Origin of the sequence: Pseudovibrio sp. JE062, assembly GCF_000156235.1 — a bacterium.
Taxonomy (GTDB): Bacteria; Pseudomonadota; Alphaproteobacteria; order Rhizobiales; family Stappiaceae; genus Pseudovibrio.
Window position 1 is genome coordinate 44,340 of sequence record NZ_DS996818.1, and the last position, 23,853, is coordinate 68,192.

At 54.6% G+C, this 23,853-nt stretch carries 24 protein-coding genes; 10 read left to right on the forward strand and 14 right to left on the reverse strand.

The window, feature by feature from the left end; genetic code table 11:
- The 3 genes from PJE062_RS24555 to PJE062_RS24565 all read right to left on the reverse strand — a co-directional run bounded on the left by PJE062_RS24555 (position 1) and on the right by PJE062_RS24565 (position 3,181).
- Positions 1-828 (reverse strand): carbohydrate ABC transporter permease, encoded by an 828-nt coding sequence (locus tag PJE062_RS24555; protein WP_008552832.1) that lies wholly within the window; start codon positions 826-828, stop codon positions 1-3.
- On the reverse strand, positions 825-1,790 hold the full coding sequence (locus tag PJE062_RS24560) for a carbohydrate ABC transporter permease (protein ID WP_008552909.1): 966 nt from the start codon (positions 1,788-1,790) through the stop codon (positions 825-827). The genes PJE062_RS24555 and PJE062_RS24560 overlap by 4 nt, the downstream gene beginning before the upstream one ends.
- A gap of 116 nt (positions 1,791-1,906) precedes the next feature.
- Entirely contained in the window at positions 1,907-3,181 is a 1,275-nt protein-coding gene (locus PJE062_RS24565) for an ABC transporter substrate-binding protein (RefSeq protein WP_008552837.1), read from the reverse strand.
- A gap of 468 nt (positions 3,182-3,649) precedes the next feature.
- On the opposite strand from PJE062_RS24565, the gene PJE062_RS24570 reads away from it, so the two are divergent.
- The 5 genes from PJE062_RS24570 (at position 3,650) to PJE062_RS24590 (ending at position 9,502) form a co-directional block, all read left to right on the forward strand.
- Positions 3,650-4,675 carry a substrate-binding domain-containing protein gene (locus PJE062_RS24570; RefSeq protein ID WP_008552827.1) on the forward strand — a complete coding sequence of 342 codons (1,026 nt, stop codon included), beginning with the start codon at positions 3,650-3,652 and terminating at the stop codon, positions 4,673-4,675.
- 99 nt (positions 4,676-4,774) lie between these two features.
- Entirely contained in the window at positions 4,775-5,482 is a 708-nt protein-coding gene (locus PJE062_RS24575; RefSeq protein WP_008552870.1) for an ABC transporter ATP-binding protein, read from the forward strand.
- Positions 5,476-7,848 carry an ABC transporter permease gene (locus PJE062_RS24580; RefSeq protein WP_008552881.1) on the forward strand — a complete coding sequence of 791 codons (2,373 nt, stop codon included), beginning with the start codon at positions 5,476-5,478 and terminating at the stop codon, positions 7,846-7,848. Before PJE062_RS24575 ends, PJE062_RS24580 begins: the two co-directional genes overlap by 7 nt.
- Before the next feature lie 2 nt (positions 7,849-7,850).
- The gene (locus PJE062_RS24585) at positions 7,851-9,047 is read left to right on the forward strand and encodes an efflux RND transporter periplasmic adaptor subunit (protein ID WP_008552878.1); all 1,197 of its coding nucleotides are present in this window, start codon (positions 7,851-7,853) and stop codon (positions 9,045-9,047) included.
- A 2-nt stretch (positions 9,048-9,049) separates the two neighbouring features.
- Positions 9,050-9,502 (forward strand): HIT family protein, encoded by a 453-nt coding sequence (locus tag PJE062_RS24590; protein WP_008552910.1) that lies wholly within the window; start codon positions 9,050-9,052, stop codon positions 9,500-9,502.
- A gap of 8 nt (positions 9,503-9,510) precedes the next feature.
- On the opposite strand, the gene PJE062_RS24595 is transcribed toward PJE062_RS24590, so the two are convergent.
- Positions 9,511-9,822 carry a hypothetical protein gene (locus PJE062_RS24595; protein ID WP_008552872.1) on the reverse strand — a complete coding sequence of 104 codons (312 nt, stop codon included), beginning with the start codon at positions 9,820-9,822 and terminating at the stop codon, positions 9,511-9,513.
- Between the two features lie 446 nt (positions 9,823-10,268).
- Entirely contained in the window at positions 10,269-11,015 is a 747-nt protein-coding gene (locus PJE062_RS24605; RefSeq protein ID WP_198136908.1) for a YafY family protein, read from the reverse strand.
- Positions 11,016-11,116: 101 nt separating this feature from the next.
- Between PJE062_RS24605 and PJE062_RS24610 the strand changes: the two genes are divergently transcribed.
- Complete coding sequence (locus PJE062_RS24610; RefSeq protein ID WP_008552896.1) at positions 11,117-11,836, forward strand: glutathione S-transferase family protein; 720 nt, start codon at positions 11,117-11,119, stop codon at positions 11,834-11,836.
- A 40-nt stretch (positions 11,837-11,876) separates the two neighbouring features.
- Here PJE062_RS24610 and PJE062_RS24615 read toward each other — a convergent pair whose 3' ends face one another.
- From PJE062_RS24615 to PJE062_RS24625, 3 genes are all read right to left on the reverse strand, one after another.
- Complete coding sequence (locus PJE062_RS24615) at positions 11,877-12,395, reverse strand: peroxiredoxin (RefSeq protein WP_037038184.1); 519 nt, start codon at positions 12,393-12,395, stop codon at positions 11,877-11,879.
- Positions 12,396-12,470: 75 nt separating this feature from the next.
- Entirely contained in the window at positions 12,471-14,507 is a 2,037-nt protein-coding gene (locus tag PJE062_RS24620; RefSeq protein ID WP_008552873.1) for a TRAP transporter permease, read from the reverse strand.
- A gap of 86 nt (positions 14,508-14,593) precedes the next feature.
- Positions 14,594-15,613: a TAXI family TRAP transporter solute-binding subunit gene (locus PJE062_RS24625; protein ID WP_008552841.1), complete on the reverse strand. Its 1,020-nt coding sequence runs from the start codon at positions 15,611-15,613 to the stop codon at positions 14,594-14,596.
- Between the two features lie 471 nt (positions 15,614-16,084).
- Between PJE062_RS24625 and PJE062_RS24630 the strand changes: the two genes are divergently transcribed.
- The gene (locus PJE062_RS24630) at positions 16,085-17,149 is read left to right on the forward strand and encodes an alpha/beta fold hydrolase (RefSeq protein ID WP_008552843.1); all 1,065 of its coding nucleotides are present in this window, start codon (positions 16,085-16,087) and stop codon (positions 17,147-17,149) included.
- Between the two features lie 111 nt (positions 17,150-17,260).
- On the opposite strand, the gene PJE062_RS24635 is transcribed toward PJE062_RS24630, so the two are convergent.
- Positions 17,261-17,515: a hypothetical protein gene (locus tag PJE062_RS24635; protein WP_008552915.1), complete on the reverse strand. Its 255-nt coding sequence runs from the start codon at positions 17,513-17,515 to the stop codon at positions 17,261-17,263.
- A gap of 91 nt (positions 17,516-17,606) precedes the next feature.
- On the opposite strand from PJE062_RS24635, the gene PJE062_RS24640 reads away from it, so the two are divergent.
- Positions 17,607-18,479: a DMT family transporter gene (locus PJE062_RS24640; protein ID WP_008552911.1), complete on the forward strand. Its 873-nt coding sequence runs from the start codon at positions 17,607-17,609 to the stop codon at positions 18,477-18,479.
- Between the two features lie 164 nt (positions 18,480-18,643).
- Here the strand turns inward: PJE062_RS24640 and PJE062_RS24645 are convergent, their stop codons facing one another.
- On the reverse strand, positions 18,644-19,396 hold the full coding sequence (locus tag PJE062_RS24645) for an inositol monophosphatase (protein WP_008552806.1): 753 nt from the start codon (positions 19,394-19,396) through the stop codon (positions 18,644-18,646).
- Between the two features lie 214 nt (positions 19,397-19,610).
- Here PJE062_RS24645 and PJE062_RS24650 point away from each other — a divergent pair, with 214 nt between their 5' ends.
- Positions 19,611-20,075, forward strand: a complete 465-nt coding sequence (locus PJE062_RS24650) for a DUF3429 domain-containing protein (RefSeq protein ID WP_008552882.1) — start codon at positions 19,611-19,613, stop codon at positions 20,073-20,075.
- Between the two features lie 100 nt (positions 20,076-20,175).
- On the opposite strand, the gene PJE062_RS24655 is transcribed toward PJE062_RS24650, so the two are convergent.
- Genes PJE062_RS24655 through PJE062_RS24670 form a run of 4 tightly spaced genes read right to left on the reverse strand, consistent with a single transcriptional unit; the run spans position 20,176 to position 22,377 of the window.
- Positions 20,176-20,553: a TIGR01244 family sulfur transferase gene (locus tag PJE062_RS24655; RefSeq protein WP_008552848.1), complete on the reverse strand. Its 378-nt coding sequence runs from the start codon at positions 20,551-20,553 to the stop codon at positions 20,176-20,178.
- On the reverse strand, positions 20,543-21,433 hold the full coding sequence (locus PJE062_RS24660) for an MBL fold metallo-hydrolase (RefSeq protein WP_083793308.1): 891 nt from the start codon (positions 21,431-21,433) through the stop codon (positions 20,543-20,545). Before PJE062_RS24660 ends, PJE062_RS24655 begins: the two co-directional genes overlap by 11 nt.
- 49 nt (positions 21,434-21,482) lie before the next feature.
- Entirely contained in the window at positions 21,483-21,923 is a 441-nt protein-coding gene (locus PJE062_RS24665) for a DUF6691 family protein (protein ID WP_008552810.1), read from the reverse strand.
- Position 21,924: 1 nt separating this feature from the next.
- Positions 21,925-22,377 (reverse strand): YeeE/YedE family protein, encoded by a 453-nt coding sequence (locus PJE062_RS24670; protein ID WP_050773981.1) that lies wholly within the window; start codon positions 22,375-22,377, stop codon positions 21,925-21,927.
- A 308-nt stretch (positions 22,378-22,685) separates the two neighbouring features.
- Here PJE062_RS24670 and PJE062_RS24675 point away from each other — a divergent pair, with 308 nt between their 5' ends.
- Positions 22,686-23,834 (forward strand): acyl-CoA dehydrogenase family protein, encoded by a 1,149-nt coding sequence (locus PJE062_RS24675; RefSeq protein WP_008552877.1) that lies wholly within the window; start codon positions 22,686-22,688, stop codon positions 23,832-23,834.
- Positions 23,835-23,853 lie beyond the last annotated feature (19 nt).

Below are 23,853 nucleotides of genomic sequence, written 5' to 3' on the forward strand. Positions count from 1 at the left end.
TTATCCTTTAACCGCACCGGCAGTAAGACCAGCGACGATTTTTCGTTGAAACACCAGCACTAAGACCACGATCGGAACGGTCACTAGTACAGAAGCAGCCATGATGTTGCCCCATGGCAGCTCGTATTCAGTTGCGCCGGACATCAGGGCAATCGCCACTGGCACGGTGCGAACTTCGTTGGATAGAGTAAAGGTGAGCGCGAACAGGAACTCGTTCCACGCACCGATGAAAGCAAGCAGACCGGTGGTCACCATGGCTGGCCACATCAGCGGCAGGAAGATCCGGCGCACAATGGTCAGCGGAGAAGCACCATCAACAACAGCAGCCTCTTCCAGTTCCTTTGGCAGCTCCTTCATGAAGGTGGTCAGCACCCACACGGTAAACGGCAGCGTCAGCACGGTGTTTGGAATAATCAGACCCGGCAGGGAGTTATAAAGCCCCATGGAGCGGATCAGCTCGTACATGCCGGAAAGGATTGCCACCTGCGGGAACATGGAGACAGACAGAATAGTCATCAGCAGCAGGCCACGACCACGGAAGTGGATGCGTGCCAGCGCATAAGATGCTGTCACCGCAATGATCAGCGACAAGATCACAACGGATGTCGCCACGATCACCGAGTTCAGAATGTTCAAACCAAACGGCTGCTCTTTAAAGATCGAGAAGTAGTTGCCAATACTGAAGCTGGTCGGGAACACAGACGGATTGAACAGCTCCTGCCCGCTTCTGAAACTGGTTATGATCGCGTAGTAGAACGGAAAGACAGAGAAGAGAACAACTCCGACAACCAGCGCATAGAACACAAAGGTTTTGATTTGACGGTTCATGCCTGATCTCCTTCACCGGATTTCAATCCGCCTGCCACCACAGTAATGGTCGTCAACAAGGCAATCACAATGAACAGCAGCGTTGCAGCGGCAGAGCCGTAGCCAACTTCCTGGAAGTCCACCAGCTGCTGCCTTGCATAGACTGACATGGACATTGTTGAAGTGGAGTTGGATGTCAGCACGTAAATCAAATCAAACACGCGCAACGCATCAAGACTGCGGAAAATCACTGCAACAATGATCGCTGGACGGATCAGCGGCAAAGTCACTTTGAAGAACACGCGGATCGGATTGATGCCATCCACACGCGCCGCCTCATAGATATCGCCGGGCAACATCTGCAGCGCAGCAAGGGTCAGCAATGCCATGAATGGAGTGGTCTTCCACACATCCACCATGATCACAGCCCACATCGCGGTGGAAGGATCAGCGGTCCAGGCAACAGGCTCAGACAGAATGCCAACGCCGAGGAGAATTTCGTTGATCACGCCAAACTGGTCATGAAGCATCCAGCCCCACATCTTGGCGGAAACAATTGTCGGGATCGCCCATGGGATCAGAACAGCAGCACGCACAAGGCCGCGTCCCTTGAACTCCGCATTCAGGATCAGCGCAATGATGAGCCCGAACAGGGTTTCAAGACCAACAGAAATGACAGAGAACCAGAGTGTATTCCAAACCGCATTCCACCACTCGGCATCAACGAGAACGCCGTAAGCTTCCCCATCATAAAAGGCGAGATAGTTCTCAAAGCCGATGAACTGGGATTCACTGAGATCTATGAGGTTTGCGTCGGTAAAACCCAACCAGATGGTGCGGAGCAACGGCCAGCCTGCAACAGCGGCCAATGCGATCATCATGGGGGCGAGAAAAAGCCACGCGGCGCGTAATCTGGCAGAACTCAGATTAGAGCGTTTTGCCTTACGTGTGGCAGTACCATCCTGCTGCAGAGCAAGGGTCATCCTCTGATCCTTGGTTTCTTTATTTCAGGGAAACTCCAAGGAACCACCCCGGAGCTCGGTTCAGTGTTGCGGCCATCGGGAGGCCGCAACACAGATCGCAAGTCTAGGGAGGAGACTTACCAGCCTTTACGCTTGATGCGTTTCAGGTTCTTTTCAAGTTTCGCAAGGGATGCTTCTGCTTCGGTTTTACCGGAAAGCACATCATGCACTGCATTGTAGAATGCGTTGGAAACTTTGTTGTAGTTAGAGCCAGTTGCACGGGATGGACGTGCCACGGCGTTGGTGAAGGTGTCTTTTAGCTGACCCATGAATGGGCTTGCTGCCAGCACGTCTGCATCGGTGTACAGATCAGCAATGGTTGGGTTGTAAGAACCTTCGATAGCGCGCTGCTTCTGGCTCTTTTTGCTGGTCAGGTGCATAACAAGGCTTGCAGCTGCTTCAGGCGCTTTAGAGTATTTGGAAACAGCAAGCTGCCAGCCACCAAGAGTACCGGTCTGCTTTCCGTCTTCGCCACCTTTAGGCAGAGCCATCACACCGATTTTGTCTTTGATCGGGGAATCGTCAGCCTGACCAAGAGACCATGCATAAGGCCAGTTACGCATGAACACCGCATTACCAGACTGGAACACACCGCGTGCATCTTCTTCCTGATAGGAAAGAACACCAGCAGGTGCGATGGAACCGGTCCAGCTAGCTGCCAGTTTAAGAGCTTTCGCAGCTTTTTCGTTGTTGATGGTGATGTCGCCGTCTGCGTTCACAACATCGCCACCGCCGAAGCTGTCAACCCACTCAAGAGCGTCACAGGTCAGACCTTCGTAAGCCTTCGCCTGATAAACGAAGCCCCACATTTTGTCGTTGCCAGCTGCACGTTCAGCATCCTGGATTTTCTTCGCAGTCGCGGTCAGATCACCCCAGGTTTCAGGAGCTTTTTCGCCGTGCTTTTCAAGCAGGTCTTTGCGGTAGAACAGCAGGCCAGCGTCGGTGTACCAAGGCATCGCAACCAGTTTGCCTTTGTAGGTGTTGTTCGCAACGATTGGCTGGAAGTGCATGTCTTCTGCGCCATTAGAGTATGGCTTCAGATCGATCAGGTGACTTCCAAGAATACCAGGCCAGATAACGTCAATCTGGAAGACGTCGATATCAGAGGAACCAGAGCTCAGGATCTGCTGGTAAAGGGCCAGCTGCTCGGTAGAAGATGCAGGTGCAGCGAAGAACTTGACGGTGTTGCCGGTTTCTTTGGCCCACTCAGTTGCTGCGCCCTTACAAAGCTTAGCGCCCTGCCCAACACTGCCGCAAACAACAGTAACTTCAGCAGCCATTGCATAACCCGCAACGCCAGCCATACCAGCAAGTGCAACAGCAGAACCTAATAATGTACGACGGATACCCATAATGGGACGCCTCCCTGTTTCGTCCTTGGCCCTCATTCAACGAATTCCCAATCGTTGTCCGGCCAGTAATTAACCCTCCAGAGCGAAGGGCTCCCCAAACACTGGCAATCTATTGAAAGATTCCCAAAGCGCTTTGAGACCAGCAAAGTTTACTCACCGGTCTAAGTCAATAGTAAAAATCCGTAGAAACATTTGTGACCATGCCCGCCAAAGGCCCAATTTTGCGATGCAACACCTGCAAAATAGCTGAATTCTCCTAAGTTTAGAGCACCCCATATGTGGTATTTTACTGCATCTCTGAAAAATATCAGTTTTCCACTGACTCCGGTATCGGACCCAAAGCGCTTTGGAAAAGACAAAGGTCTCACTGGATTTTCCTGAAGTTTATGGTCTACATTTCTCACAAGCATGCGGGAGAAAAAGGGGCTATAAACGCGGCGCATAGCAAGTTTGAGCCATTGAATAATTATGAATCTTAAGACGTTAGCCAATCATCTCGGTCTTTCACAAACCACAGTCAGCAGAGCCCTCAACGGGTATTCTGATGTGTCGCTCGCCACCCGAAACCGGGTCGCTGAAGCCGCGAAGACCTATGGCTATCGTCCCAATGTCAACGCACGTCGCCTGGCAACAGGCCGTTCCAGCGTCATCGGCATCGCCTTCCCAACAGACATGAACATGTTCCTCGATCCGCACTTCATCGAGTTTCTGACAGGTCTCTCGGAAAAGGCATCCGAGCTGGACTACGACATCATGATTTCCTCGTCTCAGAGCGAGGAAGTGGACGTCTACCGCCGCTTTGCAGAAAAAGGCACCGTTGATCTGGTGATCCTGTCCAACGTGGACCTCAGCGAAGAGCGGATCCGTCTTCTGCAAGACCTCAACATGCCATTCATCGTGCATGGCCGAACCGCCACTTGCGACAGCTACTCGTATATCGACATCGATAACTATGGCGTCTTCCATGAGCCAGCAAAGATGCTGCTGGAGATGGGGCACGATAAGATCGCAATCCTCAACGGTCATCCAAACCGCGTCTACGCCATTGACCGCTTCAATGGCTGGCAAGATGCGTTGAAAGAACGAGGCGTTACGCCAAACCCGGATTACGTGCGCGCTGGCGCCATGTCTGAGGAGAATGGCTACACCTTCGCCATGGAGATCCTGCAACTGGAAGATCGTCCGACCGCCCTGCTCTGCTCAAGCGTGGTCATGGCAAAAGGCGCCTACAGAGCCTGCAACGAACTGGGCATCAAGATCGGCTCAGAAGTCTCCATTGTTGCCCACGATGATAATGTACCACTTGCACAAGCAGCGGATATGGACCCGCCATTGACGGTCACCCGCTCCCCACTGCGCGATGCAGGTCGTGAGATCGCAATCATGGCGATGAACTACCTCAAAGGCGCAGACATCAAAGAGTTGCAATGCCTCTGGCACCCTGAGCTGATTTTCCGCAAATCTGTAGGCGCTCCGCCACGTAGCGGCAGCTGACCTAGGGAATTTACTCAATTCCTTGAGTGGGATCATTGCCATACAACTTGAGTTTGAGGCTATAGTGTAATGTAGCTGCACATTCAGGTTGGGGCCCCAATGCCAACGCCAGTATTCATCGCTGAAAACACCACCAAAACCTATGTCACCAACGAGGTTGAGGTGCACGCACTTCGCGGTGTCTCCATGACACTTTTTGAAGGCGAAATGGTTGTGCTGCTCGGACCATCCGGCTCCGGAAAGTCTACCTTCCTGAACATTCTCGGTGGGCTGGACAATGCCACCTCCGGCACAGTCTCCTTCATGGGCAAGAACCTCACCGATTTCAGCGAAAGCGAGTTGACCCGCTACCGGCGCGACTACGTTGGCTTCGTCTTCCAGTTCTACAACCTCATTCCCAGCCTCAACGCGTGGGAAAACGTAGCGCTGACAACCGAGATCGCCAAGAACCCAATGGACCCGCAGGAGGCGTTGGAACTGGTCGGTCTCGGCAAACGCTCCTCCCACTTCCCGGCGGAAATGTCTGGCGGTGAACAGCAGCGTGTCGCCATCGCCCGCGCCATCGCCAAGCGACCGGAAGTCCTGCTCTGTGATGAGCCCACGGGCGCCCTCGACACTAAGACCGGCACATTGGTGCTGGAAGCCTTGCAGCGCATCAACAAAGAGCTGGGCACCACAACAGCCATCATCACGCACAACACAGCCATCCAGCAAATGGCAAACCGTGTCTACGTCTTCAAAGACGGCGCCATTGAAAGCACGCATGAAAACGAGACACCCAAGCAGCCGTCGGAGGTTGCATGGTAGCTCTGCCCGTCCTTGACCGGAAAGTAATCCGCGACTTGAAACGCCTTTGGGCGCAAGTCCTCGCGATTGCTTTGGTCATGGCCTGCGGAGTGATGACGTTGATCCTCGCCCAGGGAGCCTATCGCTCTCTGAGCGAAACGCAGAAAACCTATTACGATCAATACCGCTTCGGCCACATCTTCGCGCAGGCCGTCCGCGCACCTGATCACCTGAAAGACCGCATCGCCGCCATTGATGGCGTAGCAGCCGTCGAAATGCGCATCGTTCGTTCTGCCATTCTCGACATCCCACAGATGGCCGAGCCCGCCGCCGGTATCGCCCTTTCCCTGCCCTCCGGCAGAAAACCAGCCGTCAACCGCCTCTACCTGAGAGCTGGCCGGTTGCCCGAAGGCTCCCGCACCAACGAGGTTGCCCTCGACTCGCGCTTTGCCAAAGCACATGGACTAAACCCCGGAGACACCTTCAGCGCCACCCTGAACGGCAAAAAGCTGAATCTCGAAATCACCGGGATCATCCTCTCCCCTGAGTTCATCTATGCCCTCGGCCCCGGAGATCTGGTCCCCGATGACCGCCGCTTCGCCGTCTTCTTCATGGCCCAATCCGCCATGGAAGGCCTGTTTGATATGAAGAACGCGGCCAACGACATCTCCCTGAGACTGCTCAGAGGGGCCTGCACACCTTGCGTGCTGGAGAAACTCGATCGCTTGCTGAAGCCCTATGGCGGCACCGGCGCATACAAACGCAAAGACCAGCAATCCCACGCGTTTCTGGATGCAGAACTCACCCAGCTCTCTGCCATGGCGAAGGTTCTCCCTCCCATATTCCTGCTGGTCTCAGCTTTTCTGGTCAACATGATCCTGTCCCGACTGATTGCTCTGGAGCGCGAGCAAATCGGCCTGCTGAAAGCCTGCGGATACTCTTCATGGTCCGTCGCCGGTCACTACGCCAAACTGGTTTCCATCGTTGCGTTCCTAGGCGTTGGCATCGGTTCCATCGCAGGCAATTACATGGGCCGCCTGATGACGCAGATGTATGCGCAGTACTTCTCGTTCCCCTTCCTCGTCTTCGATGAAAGCCCAGATCTGTACTTCATCGCAGCCGTCATCTCACTGGCCGCAGCTCTGGGTGGCGCATTCTCCTCCATCATGAAAGCCGCCCGCCTGCCACCTGCTGTGGCTATGCGCCCACCAGCCCCGCCACGGTTCCGCAGCTTCCTCTCGCCCAAATCCAGACGTGTGCGCATCCTGTCCCAGCTCAGCACCATGGGCCTGCGCCATCTCATGCACAATCCAGTGCGCAGCTTGCTCACCAGCCTTGGCGTCTCCTTCTCACTGGCCCTGCTCGTCTCTGCATTGTTCCTGACCAACTCCATGGACCACATGATTAACGTGGCCTTCAACAAAGCAGAAACCGCAGATGCCCGCCTGACACTGGCAGATGACAAAGCCCCCAGCGTGCTTGATGACATCCTGCGCCTGCCCGGCGTGCTCACCGCTGAAGCCTACAGACAAGAACCCGTCATCCTGCGCTTTGGCCCAAAGGAAAAGCGCGTCGCCATCACAGGCCGCCCAACCAACGCCAATCTCTCCCGCATTCTGGACCTTGATGAACGCGCCATCCAGATGCCCCAAACCGGCCTCATGCTCCCAACCCATCTCGCCAACCAGTTGGGCGTAAAGCCGGGTGAGATGGTCACCGTAGAGCTCACCAAGCACAACTCTGTTGAGCGGCAGGTTCGCGTGTCCGGCACCGTCACCAGTTACATGGGCATCTCCGCCTCCATGCACATCGACGCGCTGAACGCCCTCGTCCCAACAGGCCCGCGCATCTCTGATCTGGCAATCAACATCGATCGCACACGGCTTGATGATCTTTACGACGCTGTGAAGGAAACGCCGGGCCTTGGTGGCATCGCCATGCAGATGCTCTCACGCGAGAAATTCCGCGAGCTCATGGACCAAAGCTTCACCTCCATGCTGGTGGCCTACATCACCATCGCCGTCATCGTGGCCTTTGGCGTGGTCTACAACGCCGCCCGCATCCAGCTGTCAGAGCGGGGCCGCGAGCTCGCCAGTCTGCGCGTCATTGGCTTCTCCAAACAAGAAGTCTTCCATGTCATTCTGGTAGAGATGGCGATGATCGTCCTGCTGGCACAGCCCATGGGCTGGCTCATCGGCTACGGCATGGCAGCGGGCATGATACAGGGCTTCGCCAGCGATCTCTTCCGCGTACCGCTTGTGGTACTGCCAAGCACCTACGCCATCGCCAGTTTTGTCATTCTCACAGCCGCACTGGCCTGTGCGCTGATCGTGCGCCGCCGTGTGGGCAAACTTGATCTCATCAAAACCTTAAAAACGAGGGAATAGGAATGAACGGTAAATACGTCAAACGAGGCGCTTACATCGCTATCGCTCTGGTCGTTCTCCTCCTCTTCGGCTGGGCCTTGAAGGAAAAGCCAATCTCCGTTGAAACCGCTAAGGTCACGCGCGGCGATCTGGTCGTCACCGTGGAAGAAGACGGCAAAACCCGCGTGAAGGAGATCTACAAGATCTCCGCTCCAATCGCTGGAAGAGTAGATCGTTCCCTGCTGGAGGTTGGCGATAAGGTATCTCGCGGCGAAACCACAGTTGCCACCATCAACCCGCTCACCACCCCGTTCATGAACGCCCGCACCAAGGCAGAGGCACTGGCAGGCGTTGAAACCGCCAAAGCCGCCATCACTCTGGCAGAAGCTGAACTCGCCTCCGCCAAGGCAGAGCACAAACTGGCCAAGTCAGAGCTCATCCGCGCCCAGCGCCTCAACCGCTCCAAAACCATCTCTGATGCGCAGCTGGAGCGCGTGGAAATCGACGTCACCCTGAAAGCCGCCAAAGTCCAAAGCGCAGAAGCTCAAATCGCCCAGCGGAGCAGCGACCTGCAAAGCGCCAAAGCCCGCCTCATCGAGCCGCACATCGCACAAGACCCTGAACGTTCAGAAGAACTGGCCGTCCGCATGATCTCCCCGATCAATGGTGTCGTCCTCAATCTGGCCGTCGAAAGTGAGCAAACCATCCAGTCTGGCGCCCTGCTAATGGAACTAGGCGATCCGGCGGACATCGAGGTGGTTGTCGACCTGCTCTCAACGGAAGCAGTAAAAATCGCTGAAGGCGCAAAAGCAACGCTGGTCGATTGGGGCGGCAACACCTTGAAGGCAACCGTCCGCCGCATTGACCCGGCTGGCTTCACCAAGGTCTCAGCCCTCGGCATCGAAGAGCAACGCGTCAACGCCATTCTGGATCTGGACACCCCAGCTCTGGAACTCGGCCACGGCTTCCACCTGCGCGCCGCCATCGAAACCTGGCACGGCCAAAACGTCCTGCGTATTCCCATGACTGCACTATTCAGAGAGGGCAATGACTGGGCCACCTTCAAAGTCATCGACGGCAAAGCCCACCTCCAACTCCTCACAATCGGCGCCTTCAACCAGGATATGGCCGAAGTCCGCTCTGGTCTGACCCAGAACGACACTGTGATCCAGTTTCCGGGAGATACGGTCTCACATGGCACTGCAGTGGTAGCGGAGTAAAGATGACCGAACAGACGGATTGCTCCTTTTGCAAAATAGCCCAGAAGCACTATCGCGTTTTTGAGGTCTACCGCGATGACAAGGTCATGGCCTTTCTCGACAATGGCCCAATCCGTCCCGGTCATATTCAGATCATCCCACTGGAGCATTACGACTACTTTGATGACCTGCCGCTCGAACTTGCGACCAACATCATGGAACTCGGCCAACGCCTTGCCAAAGCGCTCAAGCAAATCACGGGTGTCGAAAGAGTAGCGTTCCTCTTCACCGGCGGAGACATCCCCCACGCCCACGCTCATCTGGTCCCGATGTATGAGAAAACCGACATCACCTCCCGCCGCTACATCCTCAATGAGGACCTTACTTTTCAGGATAGACCCCATCCACCCCACGACGAGCAGCTGGCGATACTCAAAAAAATTAAGGAAGCAATGAGTGCTGAGCACCTCAGATAAGTCGCTGCTTAGTTGAAGATATCTTCGACAAACTTATAGATCAGATAGAGCGCCAGATACGAGAGAAACGAGCTGGAAACAACTGCAACAAATGCCATGTATCCATTCGCCCTATACATAACTGGATCAGCGAAGCCATAACCGAGTAGCACCCAAAGCGTCGTCGCAAACGATACGGCCATCGCACCAGCAAACAACAGCACGCGCGCCAGTTTATTAAACCGGAAGTATCCTTCAGCATTACGCCCGATAATAAGCAGCTCAGCAAACCCCGTGAAAGCGAAGGTGATAACGAGCAAAAAAAGACTGTCCCAGATCATATAATGCAAAGCGAGTCTCACACGCGTTCAAAAAAGCAATTTCAAAACGCAATCATTCTCACTTACAAACCAGCCAATCACAACCTTAAGGTGCATATTGCGGCACGTATTCACGCTCCTCTCACATACCGGAAGAACTCGTAGAACAGGTTGCAAACGGCATACGCCAAAATGCCGGTAGGTAGACTGACGATGTACCCTAGGTATTGGAAAGCTCGTGGCTCATCAGCAGCAGCCTGATGGTAATCCCATAACGTATAATACATCGCAACAAATCCAGCTAGCATCGCAACTAGAAAATGAAAGATGTGTGCGGATTGCCTATTTTCAAAGTAGTCGTCAGCTTTGAACCGAAGAAAAATTCCCTCTGAAATTCCGGCTGAAATCAAGGATACGACGAGTAGAGTGAGAATGAAGAAATACATTTAGTATTGATAGGGCTCGCACTAACTCGTTGCAACAGGCAAGCCGTCTTTCGCAGCCTTCTCCGCCGCCTCTTTCTCCCGTCGTGCCAATTCCAGCTTCCACCAGCGATTGCGCAGGGTGACGCGGTTTTCGCGGTAGCGTTCTTCCAGCACCTCCATGTGGGTAACACGGTCTGTCCGGAAGGCCCGGAAGTCCTTGCGCAGTTCACACCACGCCACAATCATCCGGGACTGCGCAAAAAAAGTCAGACTCAGTGGCCAAATGAGGCGTTCACTCATCTCACCCTGCGCATCTTCATAGGTAAGCCGCAGCTTGTGCTGCCCGCGAATAGCCTGCCGCACATCCTTCAGCTCGATACGCGCTGTCGGAATAGGCTCCACCCCAAAGTCCGGCGCATACAATGGTGCCTCAATAAACTCATCCCGCGCTTCGGGAGAAAGCACCGCCGCTATCTTGGCAATCACATCACTGGCTGTGCGGATGAGCTGCTCATCCCCGCGCACCTGCACATGGCGCAAGCCCATCATCACCGCTTCCAGCTCATCACTGTTGAACATCAGCGGCGGCAGATCATAACCCTCATCCAGCACGTAGCCGACACCCGCCTCCCCGCGGATCGGCACTCCGGTTGATTGAAGGCTGACAATATCGCGATAAAGCGTGCGCACAGAAACCTCCAGTTCCTCTGCCATCACATCTCCAGTCACCGGCCCCCGATGACGCCGCAGCAACTGCACGATCTGCAGCAACCGATCTGCCCTGCGCATGAAATCCTCCAGAAATTTGTCAGAAGCCGAACACTCCTGACACCATGCTGTCAGGAGCACCTTGCTACCAATCCCCCAGCAAACACAAGCGGAGAAAGCAAATGCTCACACATCACAAATTCAGCGCCAAACTCGACGGTGTCAGTGCAAGCCCATTTTGCCTGAAGATCGACATCTTGCTCGCCATGGCAGGCCTGTCCTATGACGTTCTGGAAGGCCCGGCAGCATTGCAAACCGCCCCCAAAGGCAAGCTGCCAGTGATGAAGGATCAAGAGGAACTGATTGCGGATTCCGAGTTCATCAGACGGCATTTGGTGATCAACTATAACGCTGATTTCTCAGGCGGTTATTCTGAGGCAGAGCTGGCTGTCGCCCACGCTTTCATGCGCATGGCAGAGCATTCCCTTTACTTCGTAACCGTCTGCACCCGCTGGCTGCCAGATGAAAACTTCGCTGTCATCGAAGATCAGTTCTTCGGTATTCTGCCACCAGAAATGCGCAGTTCCCTCGCAAACGAGTCCCGCAAAAGCGTCATCACCAAAGTCAACAACCACGGTTACGGCCAGCACACATGGGAAGAGCGTCTCGCACTGGGCCGCGCGGATTTGCAGGCCATCTCCACCCAGTTAGGCGACAAGCCATACCTGCTCGGCGATCGCCCGTGCTTTGCTGACGCCGCCGTTGGTGCCCAGATCCTCTGTGCTCTCTCCGATCTGCCATTCTCCGGCTGGAGAAAAACCGTCGAGCAGTTCCCCAACCTTGTCGCCTACGCCAACCGCATCAAAGAAGCCTACCCGGAGGACGCAACCGAAGCCGCATAAACAAAACACCCCGCCGGATTGGTGCGTCCGGCGGGGTTTGTCACTGAGCCTGCTTCAGATAGGCAATCACGTCTTCAGCATTTTTCGCCGGATCGCTCACCGGATACATAACGTGCTCAACCACACCATCTTTAAGGATCATGGTCAGCCGTTTAAGCAGAACCATGCCCCCCGCTTCAAAGACCGGCAGCTCCATTGCCTTGGTCAGGGCCAGATCTTCATCCGAAAGAAGAGCAAACGGCAGATGTAACCGCTCAGCCGCTTCTCTCTGAAACGCAGTTGATTGGGTGGAAAGCCCGAACACCGCCTGAGCGCCAGAAACCTTCAACTCACTGAAGTGATCGCGAAACGAACAGGATTGAGGCGTACACCCGCGCGCACCCGGTATCAGATCCCATCCTTCAATCGGCCCTTCATCAGGAGGACTTGTTCTCGGATAAGCGTAGATTACAGTAATGCCCGGCAACGCTGAAACATCCACTATCTCACCACTCGTCGCCCGCAACGCCAGTCCAGGAAGGGTCACCCCAAGCAAACTTTTCGTGCCACACTCAGTCACTCAAACCGTTCCTCAATACCACCCCGCCGAACCTACTCATCCGGCAGAGTTATTCTCACAAATCCGACACCCGCACTAAGCGTCTTGCATCACCAGCTGTTGGTTCTTGCGGGCGAGCATTTGCCGCACGATAACCGGAAGCATCAGCACCCCACCAATCGCCATGGTCTGTATTCCCGGAGCCACGAAGAACATGGCTGCAAAAGCTGTCCAGTATCGCTCCAGCTTGTTCAGCCCGGCCAGCATATAGCCAGAGAACGCAACACCCAGCAGACCAATGCCAACCATGGCACCGGAAAGGGTGATCAGGAAGTCGTACCAGGTGAACTCAGGCGTCACCAACAGCAAGGCTGGTGAGTAGACAAACACAAACGGCACCAGGGCCTTCGCAATGCCAAGCCGGAACGCGGTGTTACCAGTCTTGAACGGGTTCGCCCCCGCAATGCCAGCCCCTGCATACGCCGCCAATGCTACAGGTGGCGTCACATCCGCCAGCACACCGTAATAGAACACGAAGAAGTGCGCCACGAGCGGCTGAACGCCCAGCAGGCCAAGAGCCGGCGCAGCAATGGAAACCAGAATGATGTAGGTCGCCGTTGTCGGAATGCCTGCCCCCATAATGATACAGGCAATGGCCGTAAACAGCAGGGTGAAGAACAGCGTCAGAGCATTCTGCGTTACGTATTCTGCAAGCATACCAGACGCGATAAAGCCACCCAGATCAGACGCCGCCTGCGTCACCACAAACGACAGCCGGAAGCCGGTGCCTGTCAGCGTCACCACACCGACGATGATGCCCACCGCCGCCGCAGCAGCACCCACAGCCAGTGAGTACTTGGCACCCGTTGCCAGAGACTCAATCAGATCCTTGAGGCCCATCCGGTTATGCGGGTTCAGGAAGCCAACAACCACACAAGCCGTAATGCCCCAAACCGCAGCAAAGTCCGGCGTTTTGCCGGAGACAATCAGATAGACCAGAATGCCCAGCGGAATAACGGAGAGCCAATGCTGCTTCATCACCACCAGCGCTTTCGGCAGTTCATCCGCAGAAAGACCCCGCAGCCCAAGCCGCTTGGCTTCCAGATGCACCATCACGAAGATGCCGAAATAATGCAGCAATGCCGGGAACATCGCCGCCAGCAAGACTTCGCGATACGGGATCTCCAGAAACTCCACCATAATGAAGGCAGCCGCCCCCATGATCGGCGGCGTAATCTGTCCACCCGTTGATGCGGTCGCCTCAACAGCCCCAGCAAAGTGCGGCGGATAGCCGACCTTCTTCATGGCCGGAATGGTCAGAGAGCCCGTGGTCACCGTGTTCGCAATGGAACTGCCGGAGATCGTGCCCAGCATGGCTGAGGAGAAGATCGCAACCTTGGCCGGCCCGCCTGCATACCGCCCGGCAATCACAGAAGCCAGATCAATAAACAGCTGCCCAAGCCCAATACGGGTTGCTAAAACCCCAAACAAAACAAAGAGGAACACATACTTGGCAACCACCCCGATGGCAATGCCGTAGATGCCCTGGTTTGTCATGTAAAGGTGGTTGATCAACCCGGTCCAGCTCGCACCCGGATGCTTCAACGCCCCCGGCGCAAACATGCCAAACACGGCATAACCAATAAAGATCAGCGCAATCAGCGGCAGTGTCGGCCCAACAGACCGCCGCGCAGCTTCCAGCACCAGCACCAGCAACACCGTGCCCATAAACACATCAATCGGCGCAGGCGCACCCACACGGGAGGCAACCGCCTCAGCTGGCAACAGCGGCAGGTACATCGCCGCAGCCACAGCCAGAACCGCCAGCACAACATCCCACAGATGCACTCCACTGGGGCGCCACCAGGCAGACGGCGCAGACTGGCTGCTCGTGCTCTTGATGAAACTGAAAAGAACAAACACCAGCCCCAGCACAAACGAGAGGTGAATGCCGCGATGGACAAGCTCCCGAATAAGCCCGAAGCCGGACGCATAATAATGATAGAGCGACATGGCAACGAGTGCCGCTGTAATAACAACAGCCAGCACCGGCCCTGCCGCTCTGAAAGTGAGGTCTGGATCGTATTTGCGTTCCAGATCCTCAAGGGTTTGATCTGTCGTATTGTGAGACATCAGCCCTGCGTTTCTTTTAGATTGAAAACAGCAGCGCCCGGCAGAGGTCTACCGGGCACCACAAAATTCTCAAAGAAGGTCTCGGCTTACTTCAGCAAGCCAGCTTCTTTGTAGAAACGCTCAGCACCCGGATGCAGCGGTACGCCAAGGCCGTCCATTGCAGTCTCCATGGTGATGGTTTTGCCCTTCGCATGGCCAACATCCAGCAGCTTGCGGGTCTTGTCGTTCCAAAGCGCCTTGGTGATGTTGTAGATCAGCTCATCATCTTCCTTCGCACTGGTGATCCACTGCGCACCAACAGTCAAAGTGGTTGTGGCATCAACACCCTGGTAAGCACCAGCCGGAATGTCAGAGCTTGCAAAGAAGCCGTACTTCTCAACCAGACCTTCCGCTTCAGGACCGGTGATTGGAACGATCTTGATATCCTCAGCAGACGCCAGCTCAACCACAGCACCCGTTGGGAAACCAGCAACCACGAAGAACGCATCCACCTTGCCGTTACGCAGAGCTTCCGCAGCCGCAGAACCCTTCAGCGCTTCAGCAGTGATGTCGGAAGTGGACAGTCCATAAGCAGCGAGGATCAGGTTCGCATCAGTGTACGTTCCTGAACCTGGCTCATCCAGAGACACGCGCTTGCCCTTCAGATCAGCAACAGAGTTGATGCCGCTGTCAGCTTTTGCAACAAGGTGGATATGCTCAGGGAACAGCGCCGCGATGGAACGCAGGTCCTTCATAGGCTCCTTGCCTTCCATGGTGCCAGTACCGGAAAACGCCCAGTACGCCACATCAGACTGCGCAAAACCGGAGTTACGCAGGCCCGAGTTGATCGCATTCACGTTATCTACGGAACCGCGAGAAGAAACAGCAGAAGCAATCAGACCCGGCACACCGCAGGAACCACCTGCATCACAGGCACGGGAACCCGGAGGATTGGAGATCGCATTGGCGATCATGCCGCCCACCGGATAGTAGGTGTAAGCCGTACCACCTGTGCCGATGGTGAAGAACTTGAGATCCTGCGCCAAAGCCTGACCAGAAAACAGCGCCGCGCTGCCAACAATGGCTGCAGCCGTCGCCAGTTTGGTAATGGAAGAAAGAAGCGTCATAAGCCCCCCGGAAAAATAAAAGAGAAGCAGGAAGCTCTACAACACGCACGCGCCATAAAATCGTCTGCCCCAAACACTAAGAAAAGCCGGTGCAGTCACTGAAAAAAGCTAAGCGGACGCGCGGCTGGTGTGATGAAGTGAACAAAAAATATTCACGCGAATTAGAAAACACTCTTCAACCTTAGATCGCAAGCGAAATACGAGATTTTTCGTAGGCAAGCGCAAGAAAATATAATTCTAAGTCATTCCAGACGCGCCTGACGCACAATTATGTCAGACAAGCCCGCTTTTCAGAACAAAAGCTACAAAACGCATTCATGAGCCAAATTCCGCAAGAAATGCGAAGCATGAAGAAATTCAGTTGAGTACAGTCCTGAAACGACATTTTTCACCGTGCACGTTGTCTCCGCTATAGACCGGATAGGTGCACATATGATTCATTGGGCTCCGCTGCAATGAAGGAGTGGTTTTATGAGGGTAAGCGGCAAAAAGATGCTTCTCTTTATCGTTATTCTGGTTGGCTTGCTGTTCGCCGGTGGTGGCGCCTTTGTCTGGTGGATGATGCAACAGCCGATGTTCAAACTCGGCACCGTTGCCCAGCGCACAGACCTGACCCCTGTCGGCATTTTTGATGATTTCTGGGAAGTCTCACCGGGTGTAAAGCTCAAGCACTTCTCAACCGGAGAAGGCCGCAACATCCTCTTCGTACACGGTGGCCCTGGCATTCCAACAATGGAGAGCGCTCCGGGCTTTGATCTGCTCTCAGATGAATACCGCGTCAACTACTACGACCAGCGCGGCGTAGGCCGCTCCACACGCCCCTTCGATCGTTTCCCGGCAGAAGACAGTTCATGGACAAAGATCCAGCTGCTGGAAAACACCCTCGGCATCAGCCAGCAACTGGCGGACATCGAACGCATCCGCAAACTGCTGGGCGATGACAAGCTCATCCTCATGGGCCACTCTTACGGCGCCCTACTCGCATCGCTCTATGCCGCGGAGTTTCCGGAGAACGTCGACAAGCTGATCCTGCTCAACCCGGCAGACCTGCTCGTCTTCCCATCTGGCAACAAAGGCCTGTTCGAGAATGTCCGCGAACGCCTGCCAGAGCGCGACCACAAAGCCTACGATAAATGGCAGCGTCGCTATCTCGACCTTGGCCAGATCTTCAAAGAAGACGAAGCCAGCCTGCAACAGCTGGATGCAGACTTCCTGCCGTTCTTCATCAAGGCAACTGGCGACACCATCGAAGGCGCTCCACCAGTCTCACCGGACCTCTTCGGCAGCTGGTACACCCGCGCCCAATTCTTCGGCCTTGGCAGACGTCATGACTGGAGCGCGCACATGGGCAACATCACCGCCGACACGCTGATCATCCACGGCAGCAAGGACTTCCAACCACTCGCCGTCTCAGAGCTCTACGAACAAGCCATCCCGAACGCACAGCTGGTAGAAATCGAAGAAGCCGCCCACTTCCCGCACTTCAACAACGCTGAAGCGCTGGAACAACAGCTACGTCCGTTCCTGAACAAGTAATCACCACACGATGCATGCTCCCGGTCAAACCGGGAGTGTGCTGCATTCTATTCAGCGCAGAACGCAACAAGACGCCTCCCACATACCGCTGCACCTCTCAAGCAATACGCTTTAATCTTCCGCCTCAATCAGCTTATGGCTGTCCTCAGCAGTCAGGTCGAGCCCATAGGCCTCACGCATGCTGGCGATGAAAGCCAGCGTATCCGGGCCAAACGGTGCCTTGCCTTCAAAGCTGTGCAGCACGATGCCCTCCAGCAGATCCCCCAGCCCCATCTCATGATGAGCAGCCACGGCTTTCAGCACCTTCAGCACCCGCTTTTCCAGCCGCACGCCGGTCTGCACCCGTTCAATCTTACGTCGTGCCATGACAGTTCCTCGCTCACAGGATAGTTTACGTCTCAAACGAATCTGGTAACATGGTACCAAGTTACCAATTTCATATCTTGGCGGTTCTCCCATGTCAAACAACATCAAAGGGGTCCTTTGGGGCCTTCTTTCTGCTGCGCTGTTCACGCTGGTGTCGGCCTTCGCCAAGATCGCGGTCATTGAGTATCACGTGCTGCAAATCCTGTTTGTCAGGCAATGGTTTGTGTTTGCCTCTGCCTTGCCAGTGCTGCTCAAAACCTTCCCCCATGGCTTCAAAACACAGCACCCACTGCCCCATGCACTGCGGTTAGGCGGTGCTTTTGTTGCTCTCTCCACCGGCATCTGGGCCGTTGCCCTGCTGCCTCTCACCACCGCAACCACGCTTGCCTTTGCCAAGGTCTTCTTTGTAGCTCTCCTCGCCTCTCTGTTTTTGGGGGAAGCCACCACAAAAACCCGCGTGCTCGGCATCACCCTCGGTTTCCTTGGTGTGCTCATCGTCATCCGCCCGGGCTTTGATGGCCTTGCCAGCCTCTATGCCCTTGTCCCCCTCGCCGGGGCCTTGGGCGCTGCCGTTGCTGTTGTCTGTGTCCGCAAACTCTCACAAACAGAAAGCACAGCCACATTGCTCGGCTATCAGGCCGTCTTTGTCGGTCTCATGGCGGGCCTGCCCATGTTCTGGCTCTGGAAGACACCGGACCTCTTCGGCTTCGTCCTCCTCATCTCCATGGCTCTCATCGCCACACTGGGCCAGTGGATCGGCATCAAAGCGCTCAGACTGGGCGAGGCCAGCCTTGTCAGCAGCACGGAGTACTTCTCCCTCATCTACGCCGCCCTGCTCGGACTTGTCCTCTTCTCAGAGCTGCCAGATGCCTTCACCCTCATTGGAGCAGTCACCATCATCTTCTCTGCCCTCTACATGATGCAGAAAGAACATCGCCGGAAAGCAGCGCTCAAACCAACCTAACCCGGCAAGGCGCGAGGGGAATAACTTTTGCTGGAAAGCAGATGAAGGGGCTTTGGAGGTACCACGAGACCATCAGCCCCGAGCAACGCAGGAAAAACGCTAAGAACGCAAACGAACGCACAAAACAACGCAAAAGCAGATATCCCCGCTCTGGCCGCTGAGCTTCAGAGGTACGGCACCAGAATATCTGAAAGCACAGAACCCTTCGGATAAGCATAGACGCTACCGCGCTCATAAACGTAAGGCCCAACTTCAAGTCCAGCCTCAGCGCAGATCAGCTGCCCTGCCAACACATCCCAACTGTTCACGCAGCCGTTGTAAGAGCCATCCACCTGCCCCGTCGCTGCCTGACACAGCGCCCAGGCAGCAGAACCACAAATCCGGATCTGATGCTGCTCAGCCACCAACTGATTGACCTTATTGAGGAAATCGAGATTATTCTCTTGCTTGTAATTGAAGCACAGGTTCACCACCAGCTCATGATCACAAGCCTGCCGGGGCCGTAATTTTTTGCCATTCTCAAACGCCCCTATCCCCCGCGCAGCATAGATCGTCCGCCGGTGAAAAGGCGCATGAACAATGCCAACAGCTGGGCCCTGCTCATCAACAAAAGCCATGGAAATACAAAAGTCTGGCCGGCCATAAAGGTAGTTGGTCGTGCCATCAATCGGGTCAATAACCCAGCAGGGAGGCTCCAGTACTCCGCCGGTTTCTTCCCCTTTGAACCCATGTTCCGGAAAGGCTTCAGATAGCGCTTGCTTGATGCGCCGCTCAACCTCACAGTCCGCTTCACTCACGTAATCCAACAAGCCCTTGCTGCCAATCTGCAGCTTGTCTCGATCATGAAACACCTCAAGAGCATAAGCACCAACCTCCTCTGCAATCAGTCTGGCTGTGGTGAGTATCTCTTGCTGCATGTCGGGCACCTTTGCTGGTTATGACCGTCTGGTTGTGCCCTTTCTGCGTATCTCCGAAAAGTGGGAACCGGTTTTCGGATTAAGATACGCAAAAACAAGGCCTAAAGCAGTTTTATCGCAAACTGCCTTTAGGTATTGAGCAGTTCATTCAAAAGAGCAACTTCGTATCAGGACTACCTTCAGCCTTAAACGCTAGCCTTTATCAGGAGTAGAAATGAGCTGGACCAAAAACCTGATGAACCGAGAACTCCCCGTGCTCTATGCCTGCCTCGCCCTGGCCGGAACCATTCCATTTATCGCTGGAGCTATAGGTTTATCAGTAGGTTACTCGTTTCTACCGGTGGTTGGCGCAACGGTCATCGCGGTCAGTCTCTATGCCCTTGTCATCCTCTCCTTCATGGCCGGAAGCCAGTGGGGCATGTTCTTCATCGCCCCTCATCCAAGACGCGCCTGGCTGCTGCTATGGAGCAACTTTGTCGCACTTTCCGGTTGGTGCCTGTTCCTGTTTACCGCCCCGATCATCTTCATTCTCGGACTTATCATCCTCTTTTCAGGCATGCTGTTTGTTGATTTCTATCTTCAGAACCTGGAAATCACATCGCGAAATTACCTCGGCGTACGCATCACAGCCACCATCATCACTCTGATCGCACTGGGCGTGATCGCTCTCAATGTCTGAGGCTTATCCCCCTCAGCCGCTTTCAATTCTACTCATTCAACAAAAAATGCCAGCAAGGTCTCCCTCACTGGCATCTTCAAATCTAACTGCTTGGCAACGCTTACATATTGATAGAGCGCCATAGCATGGTAGACCGGTTCCCACTCCGGCAATACGCCAGAACAGGTCTTGGAGCTTCCGCAAGAAAATCGATCAGCTCCTGACCAGCCTCTGCGAAATCTGTCCCCGGTCCAATCGGAATGTAAATGTGCTCCAGCCCCTGCTCCTCAGCAGCACCAGAAACCTCCAGATAAGTCGGCTGGTTCGGCGCTTCATCATCCGGACGGTTACAGACGATAGACCGGAAACCCTGCTCACGCGCCTTCTCCATGTCCTCCGGATAGAGCTGCCCAGCAACCCAGTAATCCTCGGCAAGTTGACGCGCACGCAGCTGACCACCGCCGCCGCCTGAAATTTTCTGAAGTAGACTAGAGAACATTGACTGGCACTTTCAAATAGGTTTGACCGGTTTCATTTTCCGCCTCTGGCAAACGACCGGCCCGCATATTCACCTGAATGCTCGGCACAATCAGGTTAGGCATATCAAGCGTTGCATCCCGAGCTTCGCGCATTTCGACGAACTTTTCACGACTAGTACTATTACCTACATGAATGTTCTCGTTTTTCTCAACAGCAACGGTTGATTCAAACAGAATATCACGCCCATTTGCGCCATAGTCGTGGCACATGAACAAACGCATTTCATCCGGCAAACTCAACACCTTATGGATGGAGTCATACAGTACGGAAGCGTCCCCACCGGGGAAGTCAGCACGCGCAGTGCCGCTGTCCGGCATAAACAAGGTATCCCCCACAAACGCCGCATCGCCAATCACATGCACCATACACGCTGGCGTATGACCCGGCGTATGCATCGCAAAGCACTTCAGATTCCCGATCTGATAGGTATCCCCGTCCTGGAAGAGCTTATCAAACTGGCTGCCATCACGAGCAAACTCGGTACCGGCATTAAACACCTTACCAAACACGCCCTGAACAACTGTCACCTGCTCACCAATACCAATCTTGCCGCCCAGCTTCTCCTGAATATACGGCGCCGCAGACAGGTGATCCGCATGCACATGAGTTTCAAGCAGCCATTCCAGCTTCAGGCCATTAGAGCGGATGTACTCAATGATTTCATCGGCATGCTCAAAGCTGATGCGGCCAGCGGGATAGTCGATATCCATCACACTGTCGACAACCGCACATGCCTTTGTTTCCGGATCTGTCACCACATAGGTGATCGTGTTTGACACCGGATCAAAGAAGTCCTTGATTTCCACCTTCTGGTCCATCTGCACAGGATAGCTGCTCATAACCTTCTCCACTTTAAATCTATGATTTATCTAAGAAATGCATGACAGATCAGGCCTGTTTGAGGGCTCTTCGCATCGAGAGATTGGCAACGAACTTCGCAAAGAGCATCCCTCCCGTCATACATAATACAAACACGATCGCCTGAGGCGACAACAACGAAACTGAAACCAGTGCAGGCCCTGGGCACAAACCGATTAATCCCCATCCCGCACCGAACGTGGCTGACCCGAAAATCAGCCGTTTATCGATCTGCTGAAACGTCGGGATCCGGAAATCATCTGCCACAAACGGGCGCGGCAGAAAGCGCGCCAGACGGAAGAACGGAGCCGCCACCAAAATGGCACCGCCCATCACAAAGGCGAGACTTGGGTCCCAGTTTCCAAACACATCAAGGAAGTTTTGCACCTTCAAAGGGTTGCTCATTCCCGCAATAACCAGCCCTGCCCCAAAGGTCAGACCAGCGAATAATCCAGCGATAATCCGTTGCATGTTATCCCCCCACCACGTGGCGAAGAATGAACACAACGGCAATGCCGACAGACATAAAGGTGATCGTCGCAGCCAATGAGCGAACAGACAGGCGCGACAATCCGCAAACCCCATGTCCACTCGTACATCCGCTACCGAACACCGAGCCAAAGCCCACAAGAGCCCCTGCAATCGCAATCAGCGTCAGGTCTCCTGTAAACACCTGCTCAATCTCAAAACCTGCTGCCATAAGCAGCAGAGGCGCAAGAACAATCCCGACAACAAACGACAGCTGCCAGCCCTTCTCACCATGCACCCAGGCCGACTTGCCATTGGCAAGCGTACCCGGCTCAAACAAGCGGCTATAAATACCGCTAATCCCTGCGATACGCCCATTGGCGAGCAGCAGGATGACCGTAGACAAGCCGATTAAAACGCCTCCGGCTAACGAGGCATATGGGGTAAACTCAGTCATGTTTTATACTCGTGCTTTCCCCTGCAGAGGAAAGTTCGGTTGATGGAGAATTTGACCGAAGGGTGCGCAACACCACGGTCAAAAATAATATATTTTTCTAATTTAGTTATTCCTAATATATAAGCCGAATTCTGAGTGTCAAGTCGCTACCAACAGCAATTATGCCAATCACCTAATACTCATCGCCAGTTGCGCAGAATGGTCCCCTCCCTTAGGCTTGCCGTATACGTAAAGAAACGACCCTGGATCGCTGTTGGGAGATGACGTGGGGATCCTGTCGTTTCACTTGGAAATACAAAGGGATGGATATGATTGACGAAGACCTGAAGGGTGAACTTGAGCTTTTTCGCGATAATGTAAAGCGGTTCATCGAAGCAGAGATTCTCCCGCACTACGACGAATGGGAGAAGGCAGATATCTTCCCGCGTGACATCTGGAACAAGATGGGTGAGCAAGGCCTGCTCTCCGTAGACACCCCGGAAGAATACGGCGGGTTCGGCACCAACTTCCTGTTCTCCATGGTCATCATTGAAGAATTCACCCGTGCCAACTGCTCCGGTCTGGGCGTGTCCCTGAGCGTGCACTCAGACATTGTTGCCCCTTATATCCTCAATCACGGCAGTGAAGAGCAGAAGAAAAAGTACCTGCCGAAAATGGTCAGCGGCGAATGCGTCGGCGCCATCGCGATGACTGAACCAGCAGCCGGTTCTGACCTCCAGGGCATCCGCACAATCGCTCGCAAAGATGGCGATGACTACATCATCAACGGCAGCAAAATCTTCATCACCAACGGCCAGCATGCAGATGTTGTGATCGTTGTGGCCCGCACAAATCTGGACGTCTCCGGCTCCAAGGGAACCAGCCTGTTCCTCGTCGATGCAGACAACCCGGGCTTCAAGCGCGGCCAGAACCTGGACAAGATCGGTCTGCATTCCTCAGACACATCTGAGCTGTTTTTCGAAGACCTCCGTGTCCCGGCTAGCGCCTGCCTCGGCAAGCTGGACACAGGCTTCCACATCATGATGAACGAGCTGCCACGCGAACGACTTACCCTCGCAGTTGGCGCAGTTGCAGGCGCTGAAGGTGTGCTGGCAATGACCGCTGATTACGTCAAAGAACGTCAGGCATTCGGTCGCCCGGTCGCAACCCTGCAGAACACCCGCTTCAAAATGGCAGAGATGGCCACCGACGTCCGCGTTCACCGTGCGTTCGTTGATGAATGCTGTCGCCTGTTCCTGGAAGGCAAGCTCGATAACACCACCGTCAGCATGGCGAAACTCGGTACAACGGAAATGCAGGGCCGCGTCGTCGACGGCTGCCTCCAGCTCCATGGCGGTTACGGCTACATGAGAGAATACGGCGTTTCCCGCGCCTTCGTAGACGCCCGCGTTCAGCGCATCTATGGCGGCACTTCAGAGATCATGAAGGAACTGATCAGCCGCGAAGTGTTAGCTTAAATTTCTTTAAGGGGAGGCT

What these genes read in the sequence shown, in the direction of transcription:
- PJE062_RS24555 (WP_008552832.1), bottom strand. Translation starts at nt 828, where the DNA reads ATGAACCGTCAAATCAAAACCTTTGTGTTCTATGCGCTGGTTGTCGGA.
- PJE062_RS24560 (WP_008552909.1), bottom strand. Translation starts at nt 1,790, where the DNA reads ATGACCCTTGCTCTGCAGCAGGATGGTACTGCCACACGTAAGGCAAAA.
- PJE062_RS24565 (WP_008552837.1), bottom strand. Translation starts at nt 3,181, where the DNA reads ATGGGTATCCGTCGTACATTATTAGGTTCTGCTGTTGCACTTGCTGGT.
- PJE062_RS24570 (WP_008552827.1), top strand. Translation starts at nt 3,650, where the DNA reads ATGAATCTTAAGACGTTAGCCAATCATCTCGGTCTTTCACAAACCACA.
- PJE062_RS24575 (WP_008552870.1), top strand. Translation starts at nt 4,775, where the DNA reads ATGCCAACGCCAGTATTCATCGCTGAAAACACCACCAAAACCTATGTC.
- PJE062_RS24580 (WP_008552881.1), top strand. Translation starts at nt 5,476, where the DNA reads ATGGTAGCTCTGCCCGTCCTTGACCGGAAAGTAATCCGCGACTTGAAA.
- PJE062_RS24585 (WP_008552878.1), top strand. Translation starts at nt 7,851, where the DNA reads ATGAACGGTAAATACGTCAAACGAGGCGCTTACATCGCTATCGCTCTG.
- PJE062_RS24590 (WP_008552910.1), top strand. Translation starts at nt 9,050, where the DNA reads ATGACCGAACAGACGGATTGCTCCTTTTGCAAAATAGCCCAGAAGCAC.
- PJE062_RS24595 (WP_008552872.1), bottom strand. Translation starts at nt 9,822, where the DNA reads ATGATCTGGGACAGTCTTTTTTTGCTCGTTATCACCTTCGCTTTCACG.
- PJE062_RS24605 (WP_198136908.1), bottom strand. Translation starts at nt 11,015, where the DNA reads ATGCGCAGGGCAGATCGGTTGCTGCAGATCGTGCAGTTGCTGCGGCGT.
- PJE062_RS24610 (WP_008552896.1), top strand. Translation starts at nt 11,117, where the DNA reads ATGCTCACACATCACAAATTCAGCGCCAAACTCGACGGTGTCAGTGCA.
- PJE062_RS24620 (WP_008552873.1), bottom strand. Translation starts at nt 14,507, where the DNA reads ATGTCTCACAATACGACAGATCAAACCCTTGAGGATCTGGAACGCAAA.
- PJE062_RS24625 (WP_008552841.1), bottom strand. Translation starts at nt 15,613, where the DNA reads ATGACGCTTCTTTCTTCCATTACCAAACTGGCGACGGCTGCAGCCATT.
- PJE062_RS24630 (WP_008552843.1), top strand. Translation starts at nt 16,085, where the DNA reads ATGAGGGTAAGCGGCAAAAAGATGCTTCTCTTTATCGTTATTCTGGTT.
- PJE062_RS24635 (WP_008552915.1), bottom strand. Translation starts at nt 17,515, where the DNA reads ATGGCACGACGTAAGATTGAACGGGTGCAGACCGGCGTGCGGCTGGAA.
- PJE062_RS24640 (WP_008552911.1), top strand. Translation starts at nt 17,607, where the DNA reads ATGTCAAACAACATCAAAGGGGTCCTTTGGGGCCTTCTTTCTGCTGCG.
- PJE062_RS24645 (WP_008552806.1), bottom strand. Translation starts at nt 19,396, where the DNA reads ATGCAGCAAGAGATACTCACCACAGCCAGACTGATTGCAGAGGAGGTT.
- PJE062_RS24650 (WP_008552882.1), top strand. Translation starts at nt 19,611, where the DNA reads ATGAGCTGGACCAAAAACCTGATGAACCGAGAACTCCCCGTGCTCTAT.
- PJE062_RS24655 (WP_008552848.1), bottom strand. Translation starts at nt 20,553, where the DNA reads ATGTTCTCTAGTCTACTTCAGAAAATTTCAGGCGGCGGCGGTGGTCAG.
- PJE062_RS24660 (WP_083793308.1), bottom strand. Translation starts at nt 21,433, where the DNA reads ATGAGCAGCTATCCTGTGCAGATGGACCAGAAGGTGGAAATCAAGGAC.
- PJE062_RS24665 (WP_008552810.1), bottom strand. Translation starts at nt 21,923, where the DNA reads ATGCAACGGATTATCGCTGGATTATTCGCTGGTCTGACCTTTGGGGCA.
- PJE062_RS24670 (WP_050773981.1), bottom strand. Translation starts at nt 22,377, where the DNA reads ATGACTGAGTTTACCCCATATGCCTCGTTAGCCGGAGGCGTTTTAATC.
- PJE062_RS24675 (WP_008552877.1), top strand. Translation starts at nt 22,686, where the DNA reads ATGATTGACGAAGACCTGAAGGGTGAACTTGAGCTTTTTCGCGATAAT.